General features: G+C 60.5%; 16 protein-coding genes. 7 read left to right on the forward strand and 9 right to left on the reverse strand.

All coding sequences use genetic code 11. The features are described from left to right. Positions 1-37: 37 nt before the first annotated feature. Positions 38-1,207, forward strand: a complete 1,170-nt coding sequence (locus PY649_RS13360) for a serine hydrolase domain-containing protein (protein ID WP_285868924.1) — start codon at positions 38-40, stop codon at positions 1,205-1,207. Positions 1,208-1,291: 84 nt separating this feature from the next. Here the strand turns inward: PY649_RS13360 and aspS are convergent, their stop codons facing one another. After that, the gene (gene aspS / locus PY649_RS13365; RefSeq protein ID WP_285868926.1) at positions 1,292-3,082 is read right to left on the reverse strand and encodes an aspartate--tRNA ligase; all 1,791 of its coding nucleotides are present in this window, start codon (positions 3,080-3,082) and stop codon (positions 1,292-1,294) included. A gap of 409 nt (positions 3,083-3,491) precedes the next feature. Beyond that, positions 3,492-3,845 (reverse strand): endonuclease domain-containing protein, encoded by a 354-nt coding sequence (locus tag PY649_RS13370; protein WP_285868929.1) that lies wholly within the window; start codon positions 3,843-3,845, stop codon positions 3,492-3,494. Positions 3,846-4,041: 196 nt separating this feature from the next. Here PY649_RS13370 and PY649_RS13375 point away from each other — a divergent pair, with 196 nt between their 5' ends. From PY649_RS13375 to PY649_RS13390, 4 genes are all read left to right on the forward strand, one after another. Then, positions 4,042-5,436 (forward strand): multicopper oxidase family protein, encoded by a 1,395-nt coding sequence (locus tag PY649_RS13375; RefSeq protein WP_285868930.1) that lies wholly within the window; start codon positions 4,042-4,044, stop codon positions 5,434-5,436. A 167-nt stretch (positions 5,437-5,603) separates the two neighbouring features. Then, positions 5,604-6,749 carry a ribonuclease D gene (gene rnd / locus PY649_RS13380; RefSeq protein WP_285868931.1) on the forward strand — a complete coding sequence of 382 codons (1,146 nt, stop codon included), beginning with the start codon at positions 5,604-5,606 and terminating at the stop codon, positions 6,747-6,749. A 207-nt stretch (positions 6,750-6,956) separates the two neighbouring features. After that, positions 6,957-8,009, forward strand: a complete 1,053-nt coding sequence (locus tag PY649_RS13385; protein WP_285868932.1) for an adenylate/guanylate cyclase domain-containing protein — start codon at positions 6,957-6,959, stop codon at positions 8,007-8,009. 140 nt (positions 8,010-8,149) lie between these two features. Next, positions 8,150-9,508, forward strand: coding sequence for an esterase-like activity of phytase family protein (locus PY649_RS13390; protein WP_285868933.1), 1,359 nt, complete (start codon positions 8,150-8,152; stop codon positions 9,506-9,508). A 180-nt stretch (positions 9,509-9,688) separates the two neighbouring features. Here PY649_RS13390 and ppx read toward each other — a convergent pair whose 3' ends face one another. The 4 genes from ppx to PY649_RS13410 form a co-directional block, all read right to left on the reverse strand. Then, a complete protein-coding gene (gene ppx / locus PY649_RS13395) occupies positions 9,689-11,209 on the reverse strand; it encodes an exopolyphosphatase (RefSeq protein ID WP_285868934.1) in 1,521 nt (506 codons plus the stop codon). 11 nt (positions 11,210-11,220) lie between these two features. Next, positions 11,221-13,422 carry an RNA degradosome polyphosphate kinase gene (locus PY649_RS13400; protein ID WP_285868935.1) on the reverse strand — a complete coding sequence of 734 codons (2,202 nt, stop codon included), beginning with the start codon at positions 13,420-13,422 and terminating at the stop codon, positions 11,221-11,223. Between the two features lie 78 nt (positions 13,423-13,500). Then, a complete protein-coding gene (hdaA, locus tag PY649_RS13405; protein ID WP_285868936.1) occupies positions 13,501-14,214 on the reverse strand; it encodes a DnaA regulatory inactivator HdaA in 714 nt (237 codons plus the stop codon). Positions 14,215-14,216: 2 nt separating this feature from the next. Then, the gene (locus PY649_RS13410; RefSeq protein ID WP_285868939.1) at positions 14,217-15,347 is read right to left on the reverse strand and encodes an AI-2E family transporter; all 1,131 of its coding nucleotides are present in this window, start codon (positions 15,345-15,347) and stop codon (positions 14,217-14,219) included. Positions 15,348-15,568: 221 nt separating this feature from the next. Here PY649_RS13410 and purM point away from each other — a divergent pair, with 221 nt between their 5' ends. Together purM and purN are read left to right on the forward strand one after the other, a co-directional pair. Next, complete coding sequence (gene purM / locus PY649_RS13415; RefSeq protein ID WP_285868940.1) at positions 15,569-16,642, forward strand: phosphoribosylformylglycinamidine cyclo-ligase; 1,074 nt, start codon at positions 15,569-15,571, stop codon at positions 16,640-16,642. Further along, positions 16,639-17,310 carry a phosphoribosylglycinamide formyltransferase gene (gene purN / locus PY649_RS13420; protein WP_285868941.1) on the forward strand — a complete coding sequence of 224 codons (672 nt, stop codon included), beginning with the start codon at positions 16,639-16,641 and terminating at the stop codon, positions 17,308-17,310. Before purM ends, purN begins: the two co-directional genes overlap by 4 nt. 61 nt (positions 17,311-17,371) lie before the next feature. On the opposite strand, the gene PY649_RS13425 is transcribed toward purN, so the two are convergent. The 3 genes from PY649_RS13425 to PY649_RS13435 all read right to left on the reverse strand — a co-directional run bounded on the left by PY649_RS13425 (position 17,372) and on the right by PY649_RS13435 (position 21,434). Continuing rightward, positions 17,372-18,541: an alpha-D-ribose 1-methylphosphonate 5-triphosphate diphosphatase gene (locus PY649_RS13425; protein ID WP_285868942.1), complete on the reverse strand. Its 1,170-nt coding sequence runs from the start codon at positions 18,539-18,541 to the stop codon at positions 17,372-17,374. Between the two features lie 161 nt (positions 18,542-18,702). Further along, complete coding sequence (locus tag PY649_RS13430) at positions 18,703-19,296, reverse strand: NUDIX domain-containing protein (RefSeq protein ID WP_285868944.1); 594 nt, start codon at positions 19,294-19,296, stop codon at positions 18,703-18,705. Continuing rightward, on the reverse strand, positions 19,293-21,434 hold the full coding sequence (locus PY649_RS13435) for a molybdopterin-containing oxidoreductase family protein (protein WP_285868945.1): 2,142 nt from the start codon (positions 21,432-21,434) through the stop codon (positions 19,293-19,295). Before PY649_RS13435 ends, PY649_RS13430 begins: the two co-directional genes overlap by 4 nt. Between the last annotated feature and the right edge of the window lie 12 nt (positions 21,435-21,446).

A 21,446-nucleotide genomic window follows, 5' to 3' on the forward strand; every position in this document is an offset into this window, starting at 1 on the left:
CAGGAATGGTCATTGTGATTATAGAAGGTTTTGCCCCATGAGTCTTCCCCTGGAAAATTCCACGCGCCCAAGCCACGGCAGCCTTTCTGAAGGCGTCAATGCTGCGATTGATTCCGCCCTGGCGAACAAGAGGCTGGTCGGGACCGTGGTCCTGATCGCCCGGAATGGAGAGCTGGTCTACAGCCGCGCTGCCGGCCTGGCGGATCGGGAAAACAAGGTGGCGATGAAGGAAGATGCCATCTTCCGCCTGGCCTCCATCACCAAGCCGATCGTCACTATTGCCGCTATGCGGCTAGTCGAGCAGGGCCGCATCGGGCTCGGAGATCCGATCACCAAATGGCTGCCGGACTTCCGGCCGCGGCTGCCGAATGGAGGCGAGGCCGTTATCCGTATCCGGCATCTTCTTACGCACACGTCCGGACTAGGATACACATTCGCGGAGGCGCAGGATGGTCCGTATCACCGCGCCGGCGTATCGGACGGCCTGGACACTCCCGGCCGGTCGCTGGCAGATAACCTCAAGCGTGTCGCCAGCGCGCCGCTTCTCTTTCCGCCCGGCGAAGGCTGGCAATATTCGCTGGCGATGGATGTGCTCGGCGGCATCCTTGAAAAGGAAACCGGCGGTGCTCTCGGCGAGGTCGTCGCGGAGCTGGTGATGAAGCCGCTCGGGCTTTCCGATACGGCCTTCTCGGTCCGCGACCGCAGCCGCCTGGCAGTCGCCTACATGAATGGTGCATCGGAGCCGCAGCCAATGGGACAAGAGGCGCTCGTTCCGATCCTCGATAACTTCATACGTTTCGCGCCGGACAGAATGTTCAATCCTGGTTCCTATCATTCCGGCGGCGCAGGCATGGCCGGAACGGCAAGTGACATCCTTGCCATTCTGGAAGCCATACGGAAGGACGGCACACCGCTGCTGAATGCCGATACGGTGAAGACCATGGTGACCGATCAGGCGGGCGGCCACATGCAGACGCAACAGGCCGGCTTCGGCTTCGGCTATGGCTGGTCCGTCGTCACCGACCCCGTTGCGGCGCAGGCTCCATTCTCCAAGGGCACGATCAAATGGGGTGGCGTCTATGGCCACAGCTGGTTCGTCGACCCCCAGAAAAAGCTGACGGTCGTGGCGCTGACCAACACGGCGATCGAGGGCATGTGGGGGCAATTCACCATCGATCTTCGCGACGCGATTTATGCCGCCCCTTAGTTCCCTCCCAAGACTAACAAAAACCCGGCGATTTCGGTCGCCGGGTTTTGCATTTTTATGAAAGCTGGAAGCTTGTGAAAAGCCTCAATCCTTCTTGACCGGCGGCACCGGGCGAATTGCCAGCTCACGCAGCTGCGTCGGCGTTGCCGGCGACGGAGCGCCCATCAGCAGATCCTGCGCCTGCTGGTTCATCGGGAACAGCGAGATCTCGCGCAGGTTCTTGGCGCCGACCAGCAGCATGATGATGCGGTCGATACCGAAAGCAGCACCACCGTGCGGAGGCGCGCCGTACTGGAAGGCGCGGTAGAGGCCGCCAAAGCGTTCCTCGACGTCAGACTGGCTGAGGCCGATCTTTTCGAAGGCGGCAACCATGATCTCCGGCGATTGGTTACGGATCGAACCGGAAGCGATTTCGAAGCCGTTGCAGACGGCGTCGTACTGGAAGGCCTTGATCGTCAACGGATCCTGGCTCTGCAGCGCCTCAAGGCCGCCCTGCGGCATCGAGAACGGGTTGTGGGCGAAATCGACCTTCTTTTCTTCCTCGCTCCATTCGAAGAACGGGAAGTCGACGATCCAGCACAGCTCGAAACGGTCACGGTCGACCAGGTTCAGCTCCTCGCCAGCTCTGGTGCGGGCCTCCCCGGCGAACTTGTAGAACTTGTCCGGATCGCCGGCGACGAAGAAGCAGGCGTCGCCATCACCGAGGCCGAGCTGGGTGCGGATCGCATCGGTGCGCTCCTCGCCGATGTTCTTGGCAAGCGGGCCGGCGCCTTCGAGCTTTTCGCCTTCCTTGCGCCAGAAGATATAGCCGAGGCCGGGCTGGCCCTGGCTCTGCGCCCAGGCGTTCATGCGATCGCAGAAAGCTCTGGAGCCGCCGGTCTTGGCCGGGATCGCCCAGACTTGAACCTTCGGGTTCGACGCAATCATGTTGGCGAAGACCTTGAAGCCGGAGCCGGCGAAATGATCGGTCACCGCTTCCATGACGATCGGGTTGCGCAGGTCGGGCTTGTCCGTACCGTATTTGCGGATGGCTTCATCATAGGGGATGCGCGGCCATTCTTTGGTGACGGGCTTGCCGTCCGCAAACTCCTCGAACACCTGGGTCATCAGTGGCCCCATGGTGTTCCAGACGTCTTCCTGTGTCACGAAGCTCATCTCGAGGTCGAGCTGGTAGAATTCGCCTGGCAGACGGTCGGCACGCGGGTCTTCGTCACGGAAGCACGGCGCGATCTGGAAGTAGCGGTCAAAGCCGGCAACCATCAGGAGCTGCTTATACTGCTGCGGTGCCTGCGGCAGGGCATAGAAAGTGCCGGGATGAATGCGGCTCGGCACCAGGAAGTCGCGCGCACCTTCCGGTGACGAGGCCGTCAGGATCGGCGTGGAATATTCGGTGAAGCCTACTTCGCCCATATGGCGGCGCATGGAGGAGATAACCTGCGTGCGCTTGACGATGTTCCTGTGCAGCGTTTCGCGGCGCAGATCGAGGAAGCGAAATTTCAGGCGAACGTCTTCCGGATAGTCCGGCTCGCCGAAGACCGGCAGCGGCAATTCTTTGGCGGCGGAGAGAACTTCGATCTCCTGCGCATAAAGCTCGATCTCGCCGGTCGGCATGTTCTTGTTGATGGTGTCTTCGGTACGAGCCTTCACCAGGCCGTCGATGCGGATGACCCATTCGCCGCGTACGGTCTCGGCCAGCTTGAAAGCGGGTGAATCCGGGTCGGCGACAACCTGGGTGATGCCGTAGTGATCGCGCAGATCGATGAACAGCACGCCGCCATGATCTCGGACGCGGTGAACCCAGCCGGAGATGCGGGCGGTCGAACCGACGTCGGACTTGCGCAGGGCGGCGCATGTGTGGCTGCGATAGCGATGCATAGTATATATCCTGGACTTGGCGGACGGCGGCGAATGCGGACAAAAGCCCCTCGCCTGCCGACGAGAAAATCGGGCGGAAAAGCGCATGGTGCGCCCGATTTGTCAAGGCTCGAACGCCGCTTCTATCTCGCCCCGGGCGGGCAAGAAAGCAAAAACTTAGGCTTAGATGAGGGCTTGTCCCTCTTCTAAGTCTTAGTTTTTGCAAGAGAGGGGGCAGGCAGGGACGCACAGAGCTCTTGAACTGGATTGAACAAGAAACGGACCCCCGCTCTTGCAATTTCAATGGCTTAGAAATTGCGCCAAGCTTTTGAGAGTGTGGAACTTCCTGTAGTGCAATTCCTAAACCAGTGAAATTGCTTTCTCGCCCGCCAAGGGCGAGATGGGCTTCGAGCGTGCCGCGCTCCCCGGCCTATTCTCCAGTGTTTTTCAGCCCCGCCAGAATCGTCAAACAGATTCCATCAAGGTTCGTGACGACCTCGTGGTTCCAGACCCGCAAAATGCGAAAGCCTTGATTTAAAAAATACACGTCTCTTTTGCGGTCAGTCATGCTTTCCGCATGTTGTGCGCCATCGACCTCAACAATCAGCCGCGCCTCGAAACATACGAAATCCAAGATATAGCCATCGATCGGAACCTGCGGCTTGAATTTCCCCCCAAGCTGACTACGCCGCAGAGCTTGCCAAAGCAAATTCTCAGCCTTGGTGGCATCACCGCGCATCGCTTTGGCGAATTGCCGATGTCGATCAGGAACATTGCGATGCAAGAGTTTTCTCGTTTCCGTTATCACTATCGCGAAAAGCATGAGGCCAGCCAGATTTCTAGCATCGCGGGAATTGCGAGCCAATAGTTCACGCAACCCCCAATAGCGGATGCGCCAATTCAGCTACCCCAATGCTATTGCTGAATATCGCAGTCAACTTTAAACAGGCATGCATATCCCCGTATTCCGGAGCCCCCGCATGCCCATCCTCACCCGCCGCAATCTTCTGAGAGCCTCCGCAGTTGCCGGTGCCTATGGCGTAGGGCTTGGCATCGCCGGCAGATTTGGCGGCAGCGCGATGGCGGCGCCGGAACCGCAGACCTTGAAGACTACGAAGATCCAAGCCAATTTGATGGACGCGGGAGCGACCAAGGATGTCTTGACCTATGGAGACGCCGGCATGCCGCCGGTTGTGCGGATGAAAAAAGGCGAACCCTTCGCCGCTCGCCTCATAAACGGCATAGACGATCCGACGACGATCCACTGGCACGGCATCCGCCTGCCGAACAAGATGGACGGCGTGCCCTTCCTGACGCAGCCTTACGTCTATACCGGCGATCATTTCGACTACGCTTTCACCCCGCCCGACGCCGGCACATTCTGGTACCATCCGCATTGCAACACTCTGATCCAGATGGGGCACGGCATGACCGGCGTCATTGTCGTGGAAAATCCGAAAGATCCGACATTCGATTCGGAAGTGGTCCTCAATCTGCGCGACTGGCGGCTCGGCGGCGACGGCCAGTTCATCGCGCAGTTCCGCCCGCGCGATTCCGCCAAATCCGGTACCTACGGGACGGTGCGGACGGCCAACTGGCAGCAGCAGCCGCAATATGACGCGCCTTCCGGCGGCCTGGTGCGGCTGCGCCTCGCCATCACCGACGTTACGCGCATCTATTCTTTCCGCATGGAAGGGGCTGAGGCAACGGTGATCGCCATCGACGGCAATCCGGTGCCGCAGCGCTTTCCGCTCGATTTGCTGCAGCTAGGGCCTGGTCAACGCCTGGAGTTGGCGGTGCGCATGCCCGACGACGAAGGTGCGGTCGTCAAGCTCAAGGATATCAGGGGTACCGACCCGAAGGTGCTCGCAACGCTGCGGTCGGTCGGCAGCTCGCTCAAGCGCGATATTCGCGATCTGGCTTCTCTCGAGGACAATCCGGTCGCAAAGGCCGATATCGGCTCTGCCCAGCATATTCCGCTGATCCTCAGCGCCACGGCGGAAAACACCGCAGACAACAGCATTTGCGGCTCGCTCGGCTACAGTTTCTGGGCGATCAACAAGGTGCCGTGGCCGGGCGACACGTCCGATCCGACCGCGCCGCTCGCCGAACTGAAGCTCGGCAAGAGTTATGTCATCGACATGGAAAACGTCACGCCGCACACGCATCCGATCCATCTGCACGGCATGAGCTTCACCGTGCTCTCCTCTTCGACGCGTCAGGTGCAGCCCTTCGTCTCCGACACCTACCTCATCCAGCCGAACGAGAAGGTGCAGCTCGCATTCGTTGCCGACAATCCCGGCGACTGGGTGCTCCATTGCCATATTATCGAACATCAGAAGACAGGCATGACCAGCTATGTGCGCGTGGCCTAGGCAGGAATAAGAAACCTGCGCCACGCTCGTTAAGGGCGACTTATGCGCCTCGGGCGATTCCACTTAAAAGCGGCCTCCGCCCGAGGCTTAGGCTTTCGACGTATTGACATATCCGATCGAAAGGAGAAGGAAGGTTAACGGACTATTTTACCGATGAATGTGTTGATATGATCGAAACTACCGCCCAATTGGAGGCGGCCTGCCAAGAGCTGGCCAAGTCAGAATTCATTACCATCGACACCGAATTCCTGCGCGAGACGACCTTCTGGCCGGAGCTTTGCCTGATCCAGATGGCGAGCCCGACGACCGAAGTGCTGGTCGATCCGCTGGCCAAGGGTTTGGACCTGAAACCCTTTTTTGAGCTGATGGCCAATTCCGCCGTCATGAAAGTGTTCCACGCGGCCCGCCAGGACATTGAAATCATCTTCAATCGCGGCAACCTGATCCCGCATCCGATCTTCGACACACAGGTCGCCGCCATGGTCTGCGGCTTCGGCGATTCGGTTTCCTACGACCAGCTCGTCAGCCGCATCAAGAGCGTTCATATCGACAAGTCCTCGCGCTTCACCGACTGGAGCCGCCGGCCGCTGTCGGAGAAACAGCTCGACTATGCGCTCGCCGACGTTACCCACCTGCGCGATGTCTACCTTTCGCTGAAAGAGCAGCTCGAGCGCGAGGGCCGCGCCTCCTGGCTGCTGGAAGAAATGGCGATCCTCGAAGCGCGCGAAACCTATGATCTGCATCCGGATGACGCTTGGCAGCGACTGAAGATGCGGCTGCGCAAGCCGCAGGAGCTGGCGGTGTTGAAATACGTCGCCGCCTGGCGCGAACGCGAGGCTCGCGCCCGCAATGTGCCTCGGGCCCGCGTACTCAAGGACGACGCCATCTACGAAATCGCCCAGCAGCAGCCTAAAGACATGGAAGCGCTTGGCCGGCTGCGGACGATCCCGAAGGGTTGGGAACGATCCGCCTCTGGCACGGCCGTGTTGGACGCAATCAGCCAGGCCTTAGCGTTGCCCAAGGCCGAGATGCCGCATGTGCCGCGTCACCAGCAGGCGCCGGAGGGTACCGCGGCTGCGGCTGAACTGCTGAAGGTTCTCCTGAAGCTCATCGCTGAAAAACACGGCGTCGCCCCGAAGGTCATCGCCAACAGCGAAGATCTGGATAAGATCGCTGCCGAAGGCGAGAAGGCCGACGTGGCCGCGCTCACCGGCTGGCGACGGGATCTTTTCGGCGAGACGGCGCTGCAGCTTATCCAGGGCCAGGTGGCCCTGCGCTTCGTCGGCAAGCGGGTCGAGACGGTCAGCCTGTAACCGCGCGGCCTTGGCTAAGCGTCAGCGATCCCGAACGTTTGGCGGTTGCGCATCTTCCAAAAATCGCGATGTTAGTTTCGAACGCGATTGTGCCGCACATCCGCCCGGATGGGCCCTTAGCGCAATCATATAGTTGATGGCGCACGGATCTTTTGCCAAACCAATTCCGGTTTGGGGACATGCGCCGGCTCTTGGCGGATCGGCAGCATGAGAAGGTTCCCTTCGGCGCTCAACTGGATTGTGACCATGATCTTCGTCGCCGCAAGCGGCGTCGTCTATGGCAAGCTATTTTTCCATGCATCACCGTTCTATATCGGCGCAGTCTATGCGTTGTTCTGCGGCATGCCGGCGCTGGCCTTCGAACGCCGCATGATCCTGCCGCGCTTGAACCGCTGGATGCACCGCCTGCCCACGCCAGCCTTTATCGTGTCGGCCTTGATTGCCGATTTCGCCTTGATCGCTATCGGCTTTGCTGTGGCCGGCGCTCTGCTGAAATCCCTGCACCTGCTCACCGACACCTGGGCAGACGTCATGCTGCTCCAGGTCGACGTCTACATCTACGCCGTCGTTGTGACCGCTATCGTTGTTTTCGTCGCACGTGTGCGGGAGCTGCTTGGCCGCGACGTCTTTCTCAGCCTGCTGACCGGCCGTTATCGCAATCCGGTGCAGGAAGAGCGCGTGTTTCTCTTCATCGATCTCGTCGGCTCGACTGCCTTCGCCGAGGAGCGCGGCGACCTCAAGGCACAGCAATATCTGGGCTCCATATTTGGCGCGATTGCCGAGCCGGTGCGGCGGCACAAGGGCGCGATCGACGACTATATCGGCGATGCCGCCATCATCACCTGGCCGCTTGAGCGTGGCGTGAAGAATGCCCGCTGCGTTCGCTGCGTTTTCGACATCCTTGCCGATATCGAGGCGAATGCCGAAACCTGGCTGAAATCCTACGGCAGAGTGCCGCGCCTCAGGGCAGCATTGCATGGCGGTGGCATCGTTACCGCCGAAATCGGCGTCGACCACCACAAGATTGCCTATTTCGGCGACACGGTGAACACCACTGCCAGGCTGGAATCCCTCTGCAAGACACTGGAACGCCAGGTGCTGATCTCGGCCGACCTTGCAAGACGGATAGAGCTTCCGGACGAGATCGCAACGGAAGATCTGGGCGATCACGCCGTTCGCGGCCGCGACCAGACGCTTGGGGTGATTGCTTTGCATATGCCGAGAGAACATGTGCGGAAGGCCATCGGCAATGGGCAATAGCGACAGCTACTATTGCCCAGTTTTACACCCTATGAGTTGTCCACAGTCACCAAAGCTTCACCTAAGCGTTAATTCAGCGACATAGCTCGCCTGTTAAGCGAGGATTGTTTTTTGCCAATCCCCGTCAACAAGGTGACACGATGACCCGAATTCTTTTCGCTTCCACGGCACTTTTTGCTCTGATTGCCACTGCGGCCCAGGCCGATCAGACCCAGTTTCCCGCCAAGCTGACCTCGCAGGCCATTCTGCCGGCCAACACAATTGTCGCGGCACCGGCCGATGCGCCGGATTTTCTGAAGACCTCCGGCAAGTTCACGACGCCTGACCGCAAACGCACTGAAGCCCTCGGCACGGTTCCCGGCATGGACGGCGCCCGCGTGACCGACCTGAAGCTGCCTTTCAACGGCCAGCCGATACAGGGCTTCTCCGGCATCAAGGCCATGCCTGACGGCACCTTCTGGTCGCTTTCGGACAACGGCTTCGGCTCGAAGCAAAATTCCAGCGACTCCATGCTGTTCCTGCACCAACTCAAATTCGATTGGGACAACGGCAAGGTCGATGTCGTCAAGAACCTGTTCCTGTCCGACCCGAACAAGAAGGCGCCCTTCCCGATCGTTCTCGAGGGCACGGATACACGTTATCTGACCGGTGCCGACTTCGATATCGAGTCGGTCCAGCCGGTCGCCGACGGCTTCTGGCTCGGCGACGAATTCGGCCCTTACCTGCTGAAGTTCGATACGAACGGCCACCTCACCGACGTCTTCCCGACGACGCTCAACGGCAAGCCGGTCATGTCTCCCGACAACGCGCTGCTGCAACTGCCCGGCAATCCGACGCAGAAGATGCCGGCCTTCAACCTGAAGCGCTCCGGCGGCTTCGAAGGCCTCGCCATGTCCAAGGACGGCAGCAAGCTCTATGGCCTGTTGGAAGGCGCGATCTATAAGGATGACGGCCAGATGGAGAGCGTCGACGGTCACACCGCGATCCGCGTCATCGAATTCGACGTCGCCTCGAAAAGCTGGACCGGCCGTAGCTGGCTCTACCCCTTCGAAGACAAGGGCGTCTCCATCGGTGATTTCAACATGCTGGACGATAGCACCGCCATGGTGATCGAGCGCGACAACGGCGCGGGCATCAAAGACAAGGCCTGCACCGATCCGAAGCAGCCAAAGCCGGATTGCTTCGAAGCCCCGGCGGAGCTGAAGCGCGTCTACAAGATCGAGTTCAACGACGCCAATGTCGGCAAGGCTGTCCGCAAGATCGGCTACATCGATCTGCTGCACATCGAAGATCCCGATCACAAGCGGCGCCAGGGCGGCGGCGACGGCTTCTACAATATGCCCTTCGTCACCATCGAAAACGTCGACCGCGTCGATGCTACTCACATCATCATCGGCAACGACAACAACCTGCCCTTCTCGGCCGGTCGTGCCGTCAACAAGGCCGACGACAACGAGTTCAGCATTCTCGAAGTCGGTGATTTCCTGAACGCCAAGTAAGCGATCCCTACCTTCTCCCCGCCGGGGAGAAGGTACCCGCCCTTCGACAAGCTCAGGGGGCGGATGAGGGGCTAGTCGCGAACCGACGATCATTTGAACAAAGGACAACGCTCCTTACGGTGCCTTGCCCCCTCACCCCGCGCTATCGCGCGGCCCTCTCCCCGTCGGGGCGAGGGCAAATCATTCGAACCGAAATGCCAATCTTCTGTTTGTCAGCCTGCCGAGCTGCTGCAGCCGGCCTTCCAGCCGTTCGCCGGCGAAATCGTGGTATTCGGTGGGCACGACGAATTCGAGATCCAGCTCCGGGTTTTGCGAGCGCCGGAACGTCAGGTGGCGGACGACGCCCGGCATGGAAGCCGAAAAAAGATAAACGACGCGGAGCAGGCCGCCGAGCAGCTTGGCCCGCTCGATGAAGAGCGGCGTGGCGATCGTCGCCAGCGGCCCCGTGGCGCCGTCGTCGTTAAGGCCCTCGAAGCGATAGTAGTTGGCGAGCGCAATGAAGGCACGGCCGGCGTGGGTAATGCCGACAAAGGAGGTATGCGCGATGATGTTCAGCGCCTGCAAGCCGCGATAATCGGGATGGGCACGCCAGCTAATGTCAGCAAGCAGGCACGCGGCCTGGCGATAGCGGCTTTCCTCTTCCGTCTCGGTGATGCCGAAGAAGGGCATCATCCGGCCGGTCCATTCGGCAAGCTCGCGGGCATGTTCCGGCGAGCGGGCACGGAGGATAGCAAGCTCGCCGGCAGCAACCAGCAGTGGATCGCTATGGCGTTCCGCCTCGGTCAGCAGCGAATAGAGATATCCTTCACGCACGCCCTGTGCCGAAAAGGACACGATGGATGGCTTCATCTCCGCCAGCACTTCGCGCATGGCCACCGCGCCGAAGGGCAGTAGCGAACGGCGATGCTTGGAGATCGACAGCAGCGCCGGCTCCTTCGTATCCCTTGCCTCGCTGATCTGGTCGAGGAAGCGCATCATCTCGTCCAGCGGCACCTCGTAGCCCTGCATCATATGCAGCGGATATTTGCGGATTTCCATGTGCAGCTTGGCGATGTTTCGCCAGGTGCCGCCAACAGCGTAGAAGGTGCGTCCCTCGCCCCTGCCCAGCAACTTCGCTGTTTTCACATGCTTGCGGGCAAAGCTGCGCGCCCTGGCGAGCGAACCGTCGGCATATTCCGAAAGCCTGAGGCCCCCGAGCGGCAGGGTGATGCCCTTGCCGATTTCCTTACCCCTGATGTCGATGAGTTCGAGCGAGCCGCCACCGAGGTCGCCGGCGATGCCGTCTGGACTGAAAAAGCCGCTGATGATGCCGAGTGCCGAAAACTGTGCTTCTTCCTCGCCCGAAAGTAAGCGGACCTTACGCTGCAGGATCGATTCGGCCTGATGGATGAATTCCGAGCCGTTGCTTGCCTCGCGGGCAGCAGCCGTCGCCAGAACATAGATCGTCGATGCACGCGCCTGGTCGGACAGCGCCTTGAACCGGTGCAGGGCTGCGAGTGCGCGCGCAACGCTCTCCTCATCCATCTTTCCGGTCAGCGCTATGCCCTTGCCAAGGCCGCAAAGCACCTTCTCGTTGAAAAGGATGGTTGGCGACCGCGAATGTCCTTCATAGACGACAAGACGAACCGAGTTCGATCCAATGTCGACAACGGAGACAGGGGCTATACCGGGAAGGCGCCCCTGGGCTTCTGATTCAACCATGCAGGTCCAGTTTATATCTTGCGGCCCGACAATAGCCCGGCGATCAGTTTCGGCGCGCTGGATTTCAAAGCTTCACCACGGCCCGACAGGCTGGGATTGGTCATGAAATACTGCTGCGCGTTGAACGGCTCTTCGCCTCTGCGCACTTCCATGCGCCGCGAAGTACCGTCCGGCAATATCTCGTAGCTCTGCTGATTGTCAATGATGTTGCCCAGCATGATCTGTGAAAGAACTTGCTCATGCACGGTCTTGTTGGTCAGCGGAACCAAGGTTTCGACGCGGCGATCGAGGTTTCTCGGCATCATGTCGGCCGAGCCGATATAGACCAACGCCTTCTCTGACGGCAGGCCCTGGCCATTGCCGAAACAGAAGATGCGGCTGTGTTCGAGGAAACGGCCGACGATGGACTTGACGCGGATATTCTCGGAAAGGCCCGCGAGCTGCGGACGCAGGCAGCAGATGCCGCGCACGACGAGATCGATCTCGACGCCGGCATTGCTGGCGCGGTAGAGCGCGTCGATGATGTCGGGGTCGACCAGCGAATTCATCTTCATCCAGATCGCCGCCGGCTCGCCGTTCTGGGCGTGCACGATCTCCTCCTCGATATGCTGGAGGATGCGCGAGCGAAGCGTATAGGGTGAGACCGCGATCTTCATATCATGTTCCGGCTCGCCGTAGCCGGTGATGAAGTTGAAGATATTTGCCATATCGTGGGCGATCTTCGGATCGCAGGTGAAATAGGACAGGTCGGTATAGATCTTGGCGGTAACCGGGTGGTAGTTGCCGGTGCCGAGATGGCAATAGGTGCGCAGCTTGCCGTCTTCGCGGCGCACGACCATCGACATCTTCGCATGTGTCTTGAGCTCGATGAAGCCGAAGACGACCTGCACGCCGGCGCGTTCGAGATCGCGCGCCCAGCGTATGTTGGCCTCCTCATCGAAACGAGCCTTGAGTTCCACCAGCGCAGTGACGGACTTGCCCATGTCGGCGGCATCGATCAGGGCGCGGACGATCGGGCTGTCGTTGGAGGTGCGATAGAGCGTCTGCTTTATCGCCAGAACGTCAGGATCGCGCGCAGCCTGGAGCAGGAACTGGACCACCACGTCGAAGGATTCGTATGGATGGTGGACCACCATGTCCTTCTCGCGAATGGCCGCGAAACAATCGCCGGCGTGCTCACGGACGCGCTCGGGAAATCGGGCATTGTAAGGCAGGAAGCGGAGATCGTCGCGCGGCGCCTTGGCGATTTCGGACAGCGTGTTGAGCGCCAGCAAGCCGGGTAGAACCGCAATGCGGTTTTCCGGCACGTTCAGCGATTCCACCACGAACTGGCGCAGTTCAAGCGGCATTTCCGAGTCCGTCTCGATGCGGATCACTGAGCCGCGGCGGCGGCGCTTCAGTGCCGTTTCGAAGAAGCGGACGAGATCTTCGGCTTCTTCCTCGACTTCGATATCGCTGTCACGGATGATGCGGAACGTACCCGAACCCTGCACCTCATAGCCGGGATAGAGCCGGTGAATGAAGATGTTCACCACGTCTTCGAGGGTGATGTAGCGGATGACATTGCTGGCGTCCGGCAGGCGGACGAACCGGTCGAGCGCCGGCGGCAGGCGCAGCAGCGCCGTCATCGGCTCGCGGCCGTTCTTGCTCGTCAGTTGCAGCGCGATCGAGAAGCCAAGATTCGGAATGAATGGGAACGGATGCGCCGGATCGATGGAGAGCGGCGTCAGAACCGGGAAAATCGCCTGATCGAATTCGCTGGCGAGCCATTGCCGGTCGGCCTCGGAAAGTGCCGGCGGTCGGACGATCAGAATGTCTTCCTTGGCGAGATACTGCTGCAGCACGGCAAGCGATGCCTGCTGTTCCATTTGCAGATTGTCGATTTCGCGCAGGATGTCGTCGAGTTGTTCGGCCGGTGTCTTGCCATCAGGCGTACGCATGAGGATCTTCTGGCGGACCTGGCCTTCGAGGCCGGCGACGCGCACCATGAAGAACTCATCGAGGTTGGCGGCGGAAATGGAGAGGAAACGGATGCGCTCCAGAAGCGGATGCGCCGTGTTCAGCGTTTCCTCAAGAACGCGGCGGTTGAACTGCAGCCAGGAGAATTCGCGATTGATGAAGCGTTCGGGGCTGGTCAGCAACTCGTTGATCGGCGGCGCGGCCTCCGCGGCTTGCTGGCTGGTGTCCTGATGTTCCGTTAACGCCGAGTCCATGTTCCACCTACCCTCATCTTAGAACTTTTTGCCACGTATAGCAGTTTGACGACGGAACTGTGACAGTTCACCAATCGCTCAATCTGCCGAGTCGGAATTACCCAACTCATTCAATACTTCAGCAGCCAACAGGCGTGTGATCCTGGTGCCGCGACCAAGCGCCAAGCGATCCAGCCGGTCGACGATCAATTGTGCCGCGTTCAATGACCGCTCCATTCGATTGACGATATAAAGGACAAGTTTGTCATCGATATAAAGCTGGCGGTCCGCAAAAAGCTTTACGATCACCTGCGACAACAGCTCCTCGTCCGGCTCGCCGATCTCGACCACCGTCGCCGCTTTCAGCCGCGAGCGCAGATCGGCCAGCGCGACAGGCCAGGACATCGGCCAGAGCCTGCTGGTCATCAGCAAGCCCGTACTGTTTTCCCTGACACTGTTGATGACGTGAAAGAGCTCGGTGTCGTCGAAGCCCAGGCGGTCGACATCCTCGAAGATGACCGGGCCGTTCGCCGCCGCCACCGCGGCACCGGAGCCGGCTTTCGGGTGAATGGCGATTGCGCCGCTCTTCTCGCGCCAGATGCTTGCAAGATGCGTTTTTCCCGAACCGACCGGCCCGGCGAGAATGACTACCGGCGACGGCCAGTGGGGCCATGAATCGACGATCTTCACAGCCGCGCTCAAGGGGTTGGCGACCAACAGGTCATCGCGGCCACTCGCGGCGTCGTGGGTGAAGGCCAGGGCTAGCTGTTCGGCGGGCTTGCGCCTGAGATCAGCGTTCTTCGCGTCGGTCATGTCTATTTGTTCTCAGGATTGCCGGCCTTGGTTCTGCGCGCTTTACCGGTTTCCGAGCGTCCATGATAGAGGTCACTCTGAAGGTACCGCGAAAGGGCAAAACGAACAAGGACGCCACAGGCTGCCGCGGCCGGAACGGCGATCAGCAGGCCGACGAAACCGAAGAGTGCGCCGAAGGCAAAAAGGGCGAACATCAGCCAGACCGGATGCAGGCCGACGCTTTCGCCGACGAGCTTCGGCTGCAGCACATTGCCCTCCAGGAACTGGCCGGTGAAGAAGACGGCAAGCGTGAGGCCGATCCAGAGATAATCCGGCCAGAACTGCACCAGCGCGACGCTGACCGCGAGGAAGAGGCCAACAAGCGAGCCGACATAGGGGATGAAGCTGATCATGCCGGCGAACAGGCCGATCAGCAGGCCAAAATTCAAACCCACCAGCGACAGGCCGACGCCGTAATAGACGCCGAGGATGATGCAGAGCGAGCCCTGGCCGCGGATGAAGCCGGCGATTGCCTGATCCACTTCCCGGGCGATCTCGCGCACGGTCGAGACATGGTCGCGTGGCACCCAGGCATCGACCTTGGCGATCATGCGATCCCAGTCGAGCAATATATAGAATGCGACGACCGGAGTGACGACCATCAGCGAGAGGATGTTGACCAGCGCCTTGCCGGAACTCCATATCTGCGCGAACAGGCCGCCGATGAAGCTCAGTGCATCAGATAGTATGCTGGAGAAATTGTCCTTGATGGCCCCGAGCTGATTGCGAATCCAATCCGGCAGCATCGTCGTCTGCGTATGCGCGACGAATTTCTGGAATTGCTGGACGTAGCCCGGTATATGTTGAACGAAATCGTTGAACTGATTGATGATGATCGGAATGAAGATCGTCAGTGCCAGCGCAAAGACCAGCACGAAGGCAACGAGGATCACCACCGTCGCCATGAAGCGGCTGAGACCGATCCTTTCCAGCCGGTCGGCGACCGGATCGAGGAAATAGGCGACCGACATGCCGGCGATGAAGGGCAAGAGGATCGAACTGAAGAGATAGAGAAAGGCAATGAAGGCGGCGAGCACGACCACCCAGAAGATGATCTGGCGCTTGAGGCTCGCACCGCTGACTTGCTGCTCCATCGACTTCCCCATTATTGGCCGCTGTCGGCCGCTCGCTTAGGACATAGGATGACGCCGCAATTATGGTCAAGCCTGCGGCCTGAAATCGGCTTTTGGGCGCTGTGAAGCGGGGAAAATCGAGGGTTTGCCTGCGCTAGCGCCTTGCATAAAGGTTCCTGTCATGCAATGGCGACCCGATTAAAATTGTTCCAATTGGAATGATGGCCATCGGAGACGGAAGCATGAGCCAGTCTGGAAAAAACGGTCTGACCTATAGCGACGCCGGCGTCGATATCGACGCCGGCAACCTGCTGGTCGAAAAGATCAAGCCGGCGGTTCGTTCGACCCGCCGCCCCGGCGCCGACGGCGAAATCGGCGGCTTCGGCGGCCTCTTCGACCTGAAGGCCGCGGGCTTCACCGATCCGGTGCTGGTCGCCGCCAATGACGGCGTCGGCACCAAGCTGAAGATCGCCATTGACGCGAATTATCACGACACCGTCGGCATCGATCTCGTCGCCATGTGCGTCAACGATCTCGTCGTTCAGGGCGCCGAGCCGCTGTTCTTCCTCGACTATTTCGCGACCGGCAAGCTCGATCCCGACCAGGGTGCCGCGATCGTCGGCGGCATTGCAGCCGGTTGCCGCGAGGCGGGTTGCGCGCTGATCGGCGGCGAGACGGCGGAAATGCCGGGCATGTATTCCGATGGCGATTACGATCTGGCCGGCTTTGCCGTGGGTGCGGCCGAAAGGGGTCAGCTTCTCCCCTCCGGCGATATCGCGGAGGGCGACATCATTCTCGGCCTCGCCGCCTCTGGCGTTCACTCCAACGGTTTTTCGCTGGTGCGCAAGATCGTCGGCATCTCCGGCCTTGGCTGGGACGCGCCCGCTCCCTTCGCCAACGGCAAGGCGCTCGGCGAAGCGCTGCTAACGCCGACACGCATCTACGTGAAGCCGCTTCTGAAGGCCATCCGCGAGACCCGTGCCATCAAGGCGCTCGCCCATATCACCGGCGGCGGCTTCCCGGAGAATATTCCGCGGGTGCTGCCGAAGCGTCTCGCCGCCGAAATCGATCTCGCCGCGGTCAAGGTGCCGCCGGTCTTCTCCTGGCTCGCCAAGACAGGCGGTGTCGAGGCCAAGGAAATGCTGCGCACCTTCAATTGCGGCATCGGTATGATCGCCGTCGTCGCAGCCGAGAATGTCGAAGCCGTCAAGGCGGTGCTTGAAGCCGAGGGCGAAACCATCGTCACACTGGGCCGCATGATCGCCCGTGACGAAGGCACGGCCGGCACCGTTTACAAGGGCACGCTGGCGATATGAGTTCGACCCGCAAACGCGCCGTCGTCTTCATCTCAGGCAGCGGCTCCAACATGATGGCGCTGGTCAAGGCGGCGACGGCTTCGGATTATCCAGCCGAAATTGTCGGTGTGATCTCTGACAAGGCCGATGCCGGCGGTTTGGCGAAAGCCGCCGCCGAGGGCATCGCCACCTTCGCCTTCGTCCGCAAGGATTATGCCAGCAAGGACGCGCACGAGGAGGCGATCCTCACGCAGTTGGATGCGCTGTCGCCTGATATCATCTGCCTTGCCGGCTATATGCGCCTGCTCTCCGGCCGCTTCATCCAGCGCTACGAAGGCCGCATCATCAATATTCACCCGTCGTTGCTGCCGCTTTTTCGCGGCCTGCATACGCATCAGCGCGCCATCGACGCGGGCCAGCGGATCGCCGGCTGCACCGTGCATTTCGTCACCGAGGGCATGGACGAAGGACCGGCGATCGGCCAAGCGGCCGTGCCGGTGCTGACGGACGATACGGCGGAAACGCTCGCCGCCCGCGTTCTCACGATCGAGCATCAGCTTTATCCGCAATCGCTTCGATTGCTGGCACAAGGCAAGGTACGCATGGAAGGCGGCAAAGCCGTAAGCCTCGCCAGCGCGCCTGCCGCGCATGGACGGCAGATTGTGTCACTGCTTGGTGATGCGGGTTAAGTAGGGAATTGCGGCGCTCGACGGAGCTGGGCGCCTTAATTCACCTGCTTCGATTCTTTCCTCAAGCCGCCATTGCCATCAGCGGATGCAGCGTGCCGTCGCTATAGACGATGCGACCGTTGCGGAAGGTGGCGCGGATGCGATGAACCGCGCCATGCTCGACGGCCACCAGATCGGCCCTCTGTCCAACTGCTATCTCGCCACGGTCCGTGAGGCCAGCAGCGCGCGCGGCACCGGACGTCGCCATGGCCACGGCGGCGGGCAGGCCACCGCTGGCGACATCAGCAATCTTAAAAATCGCCGGCACGAAGGCAGCCGGATGGTAGTCGGCGGCGATGATGCCGAGCAAGCCGGCGCTGGCGGCATGGAGCGCACTCAGATTTCCGGACATGGATTGGCCACGCAAAGCGTTCGGCGCACCCATCAGCGTCCAAAGACCGCGGCGGCGCGCCTCTTCTGCGGCCGGCAGCGTCACCGGAAACTCGCTGATCGTGACACCGAGGTCGAACATTTCGGCCACCTTTTCGGCGCTGTCATCGTCATGCGAGGCAAGCGACAGCTTGTGCTTCAAGGACAGGCCGATGATATCGCGCAGTTTCAGCTCGATATCGGGATCCTGCCGCAGGGCGATGCGCCGGGCCAGCACTTCCTCGGCAGCTTCGCGGGTCATGCCGCGGCGCTCCGACATGCTGAGAAGGTAGGCTTCGATATTGTTGTATTGCCCCTGCCCCGGCGTATGGTCCGTCAACGATACCATGTCGACGAAGCCATCCTCCAGCAGACGCTCCAGCGTCGCCGCAGCGCCGACATTGGTGATCTCATAACGGGCATGAACGCGGTGGTCGATCAGCAGATGGTCGCGCAGGCTGTTGATGCCCTTGATGACAGCCGAGGTGGTCTCCAGCGAGCGGACATGGCCGTAGACGCTTTCGGTGGCGAAGGAGACGGCGGCATAGGCGGTGGTGACACCGGCGGCGGCAAGTTTCTTGTCGAGTTCATGGATGCCGAAATCGATGGGCATGGTCGCATTCGGCCGCGGCGCGATTTCACGCTCGATCATATCGCCGTGCAGATCGACGAAGCCCGGCATCAGCAGCCGTCCACCGCCATCGAACGTCGCACCCTCCACAAGCTCGGGTCGGATCTCCGCGATCACACCATCTTCTATGCGAACAGATCCCTGATCGACGACCTCATCGGGAAGAACGAGCGAAAAATTGCTGAGCCACATCGGCTTTCTCCTGAAATAGCATCAATCGTATTGAAAGTATGGTGATGGTCCGGACCTATCCGGCGAGCGCCCCTCGTTAGTCGCGATTCGTGACATCATGATGAAAGCTGCAAGATTGATTTTGGCGGCAGCTAAACACTGCCGAACCGTCTCATTTCAGGCTATTTCAGGCCTGCCCTGTTCAACATCGCCCATTGCAGCAGCATGATCGTCTTGGCGTCATAGATCTCGCCTGCCTCGATCATCGCCATAGCGTCGACGAGTTTCACTTCGAGCACTTCGATATCCTCGTGCTCGTCAGCGAGCCCGCCGCCATTGCCGATGCGATCCGTGGTGTCGACAACGGCAGCGAAGAAATGAATGATCTCGGTGACCGCGCCCGCCGAGGTGAATGCCTTGAAAAGAAAATGGACATCGCGGACGCGGAAGCCGGTTTCCTCCATTGCCTCGCGGCGGATCGCTTCTTCCGGATGATCACCATCCAGCAGGCCGGCGGGCACCTCGATCATCCAGGCCGGAAAGCCGGTGAGATGGGCCGGCAGACGGAATTGCCGCACGAGGATGACTGTTTCCCGCTTGGGATCGTAAAGCAGGATGCAGGCGGCCGGTGTGCGGTGATAGATTTCCCGCTTCACCCGATGCGTCTCGCCCGTTGAATCCGTGTAGTCTATGTCGAAGCTGCTCAGCCGCGTCCATTGGTCCGAAAGCGTCTTCTCGTTAACGATCTCGACCTTCGCCTTGTCAAACTTGCTCATGCTTTATCCTTGCGGAGCCATACCCTGTTGTCGTGAACAGCAGCGCCGCCATAAGGCGCGACCGGGTCGGCGCCGGTCAGGACATTGATGCCTTCGCCATCGACATGCGCTTTGTTCGGCCACAGACCTTCGGCGATCAGCACGCCCGGCTTCACTTCGGTCGTGATGCGCGCATGGATGCGGATATCGCCCCTGAGATTGCCAAGCTGAACGAGGTCGCCATGAGCGATGTCCAATGCTGCAGCGTCCGCCGGATTGATCATCACTTCCGGGCGACCTTCCTTCTGACGCGAGGTCTTCGTTTCCGCGAAACTCGAATTCAGGAAATTGCGCGACGGCGATGTGGCAAGCCGGAACGGATGATCGAGATCGGCAACTTCGATCACGTCGACCTGATCCGGAAATTCCGGCAGCTCAGCATGAGGTCCGAGCAGGCCGACAGCTTCCGGCGGCCGGTTCGGAGCCGGCTGGTTGGTCCAATCCGGACGGAAGCGGAACTTGCCGTCGGGATGGGCAAAACCGTTGAGGAAATGCGCATCCTCGAAAGCCGGCTGGCGACTAAACCATTTATGCTCGAGGAAATAATCGTAATCCGGCAGGCCGCTTCGCTCCAAAACGCGATCGATCATCTCGCGCGCCGAAAATGCGAAGCCGGGACGATCGCCGACGCCGAGACGCTTCGCCAGCTCCTCGATGACGAAGAGATTGCTGCGCACCGTCGCTGGCGGCTCGACCAGCTTTGGGCCGAGCAGGATATGGTTCTGACCGCCGGCGCGATAGATATCGTCGTGCTCGACGAACATGGTGGCGGGGATGACGATATCGGCCATCTCGGCGGTATCGGTCATGAATTGTTCGTGCACGGCGACGAAGAGATCGCTGCGGGCAAATCCGCGCTTCACGAGCCGCTGTTCCGGCGCGATGTTCACCGGATTGGTGTTCTGGATCAGCATGGCCGTTACCGGGCCGCGATGACGCAAGGCGACGGCATCGCCGGTCAGCGCACGGCCGATCTGCGACTGGTCGATCATGCGGACATCCGGGTCCTTCATCGACCGGCCGGTCAGCTCGCTTGCATCCATGCGGAAGATATCGCTGTTGGAATGGAAAGCGCCGCCGCCCTCATATTGCCAGGAGCCGAGCACGGTGGCGACCGAAGCGGCCGCGTGCATGGCGACGGCACCGTTGCGCTGGCGGGTGAAGCCATAGCCGAGGCGGAAATAGGTTTTCTTCGTCGTGCCGGCGAGCTTGGCGAAGGCTTCGATTTCATCCACAGACAGGCCGGTGATCGCAGCCGCCCATTCCGGCGTTTTCGTCTTCAAATGTTGTTCAAGGCCGGCCGGGTCGTCGGCATATTTCGCCATATAGGCGCGATCGGCATAGCCGTCGCGGAAGGCGATGTGCATGACGGCGCAGGCAAGGGCTGCATCCGTTCCGGGCCTGACGATCAGCGCCAGGTCGGCTTGCTTCATCGTCGGATTGTCGTAGATGTCGATGACGACGATCTTGGCGCCGCGCTCCTTACGCGACTTTACCGCATGGGTCATCACGTTGACCTGGGTGGCAACCGCATTGGTGCCCCAGATGACCACGCAATCGGTGCGGCCCATCTCGTGCGGATCGGGGCCGCGCAGCACACCCGTCGCCATGGTGAAACCGGTCCAGGCGGGATTGGTGCAGATCGAGGAAAAGAAGCCAGAGTAGCGCTTCGCATGGCGCAGCCGCTCGATGGAATCGCGCTGTACCCAGCCCATGGTGCCGGCGTAAAAATAGGGCCAGATCGCTTCGCTGCCGTCTCTTGCCTCGGCCTTGACGAAGGCATTGGCGATCTCGTCCAGCGCATCGTCCCAGGAGATCTGCCGCCAGTGCCCCTCGCCCTTGGTACCGGCGCGGCGCAGCGGCTGCATCAGCCGATCCGGATGATAAAGCCGCTCGGCATAGCGAGCGACCTTGGCGCAGATAACGCCGGACGTGTAGGAATGATCGTTGGCACCGCGCACGCGGCCGATCTTCCCATCCTCTGTCAGATCGATCTCCAACGCGCAGGTAGAAGGACAGTCGTGCGGACAGGCCGTGTGGCCGATGCGGGATTTGGCGTGAATAGGGGTCGCAATGTTCATGGCGTTTGTATATTTCATGCCTTGTCCGGC

The sequence above is a fragment of the Rhizobium mayense genome, assembly GCF_030272705.1.
Lineage (GTDB): Bacteria > Pseudomonadota > Alphaproteobacteria > Rhizobiales > Rhizobiaceae > Rhizobium > Rhizobium mayense.

Excerpts from the sequence above, each read along its gene's own strand:
- PY649_RS13375 (WP_285868930.1), top strand. The coding sequence starts at position 4,042 with ATGCCCATCCTCACCCGCCGCAATCTTCTGAGAGCCTCCGCAGTTGCC.
- rnd (WP_285868931.1), top strand. The coding sequence starts at position 5,604 with ATGATCGAAACTACCGCCCAATTGGAGGCGGCCTGCCAAGAGCTGGCC.
- PY649_RS13425 (WP_285868942.1), bottom strand. The coding sequence starts at position 18,541 with ATGTGGCTCAGCAATTTTTCGCTCGTTCTTCCCGATGAGGTCGTCGAT.
- hdaA (WP_285868936.1), bottom strand. The coding sequence starts at position 14,214 with ATGACCGACGCGAAGAACGCTGATCTCAGGCGCAAGCCCGCCGAACAG.
- ppx (WP_285868934.1), bottom strand. The coding sequence starts at position 11,209 with ATGGTTGAATCAGAAGCCCAGGGGCGCCTTCCCGGTATAGCCCCTGTC.
- PY649_RS13435 (WP_285868945.1), bottom strand. The coding sequence starts at position 21,434 with ATGAAATATACAAACGCCATGAACATTGCGACCCCTATTCACGCCAAA.
- purN (WP_285868941.1), top strand. The coding sequence starts at position 16,639 with ATGAGTTCGACCCGCAAACGCGCCGTCGTCTTCATCTCAGGCAGCGGC.
- PY649_RS13430 (WP_285868944.1), bottom strand. The coding sequence starts at position 19,296 with ATGAGCAAGTTTGACAAGGCGAAGGTCGAGATCGTTAACGAGAAGACG.
- aspS (WP_285868926.1), bottom strand. The coding sequence starts at position 3,082 with ATGCATCGCTATCGCAGCCACACATGCGCCGCCCTGCGCAAGTCCGAC.
- PY649_RS13385 (WP_285868932.1), top strand. The coding sequence starts at position 6,957 with ATGAGAAGGTTCCCTTCGGCGCTCAACTGGATTGTGACCATGATCTTC.
- PY649_RS13400 (WP_285868935.1), bottom strand. The coding sequence starts at position 13,422 with ATGGACTCGGCGTTAACGGAACATCAGGACACCAGCCAGCAAGCCGCG.
- PY649_RS13360 (WP_285868924.1), top strand. The coding sequence starts at position 38 with ATGAGTCTTCCCCTGGAAAATTCCACGCGCCCAAGCCACGGCAGCCTT.
- purM (WP_285868940.1), top strand. The coding sequence starts at position 15,569 with ATGAGCCAGTCTGGAAAAAACGGTCTGACCTATAGCGACGCCGGCGTC.
- PY649_RS13390 (WP_285868933.1), top strand. The coding sequence starts at position 8,150 with ATGACCCGAATTCTTTTCGCTTCCACGGCACTTTTTGCTCTGATTGCC.
- PY649_RS13410 (WP_285868939.1), bottom strand. The coding sequence starts at position 15,347 with ATGGAGCAGCAAGTCAGCGGTGCGAGCCTCAAGCGCCAGATCATCTTC.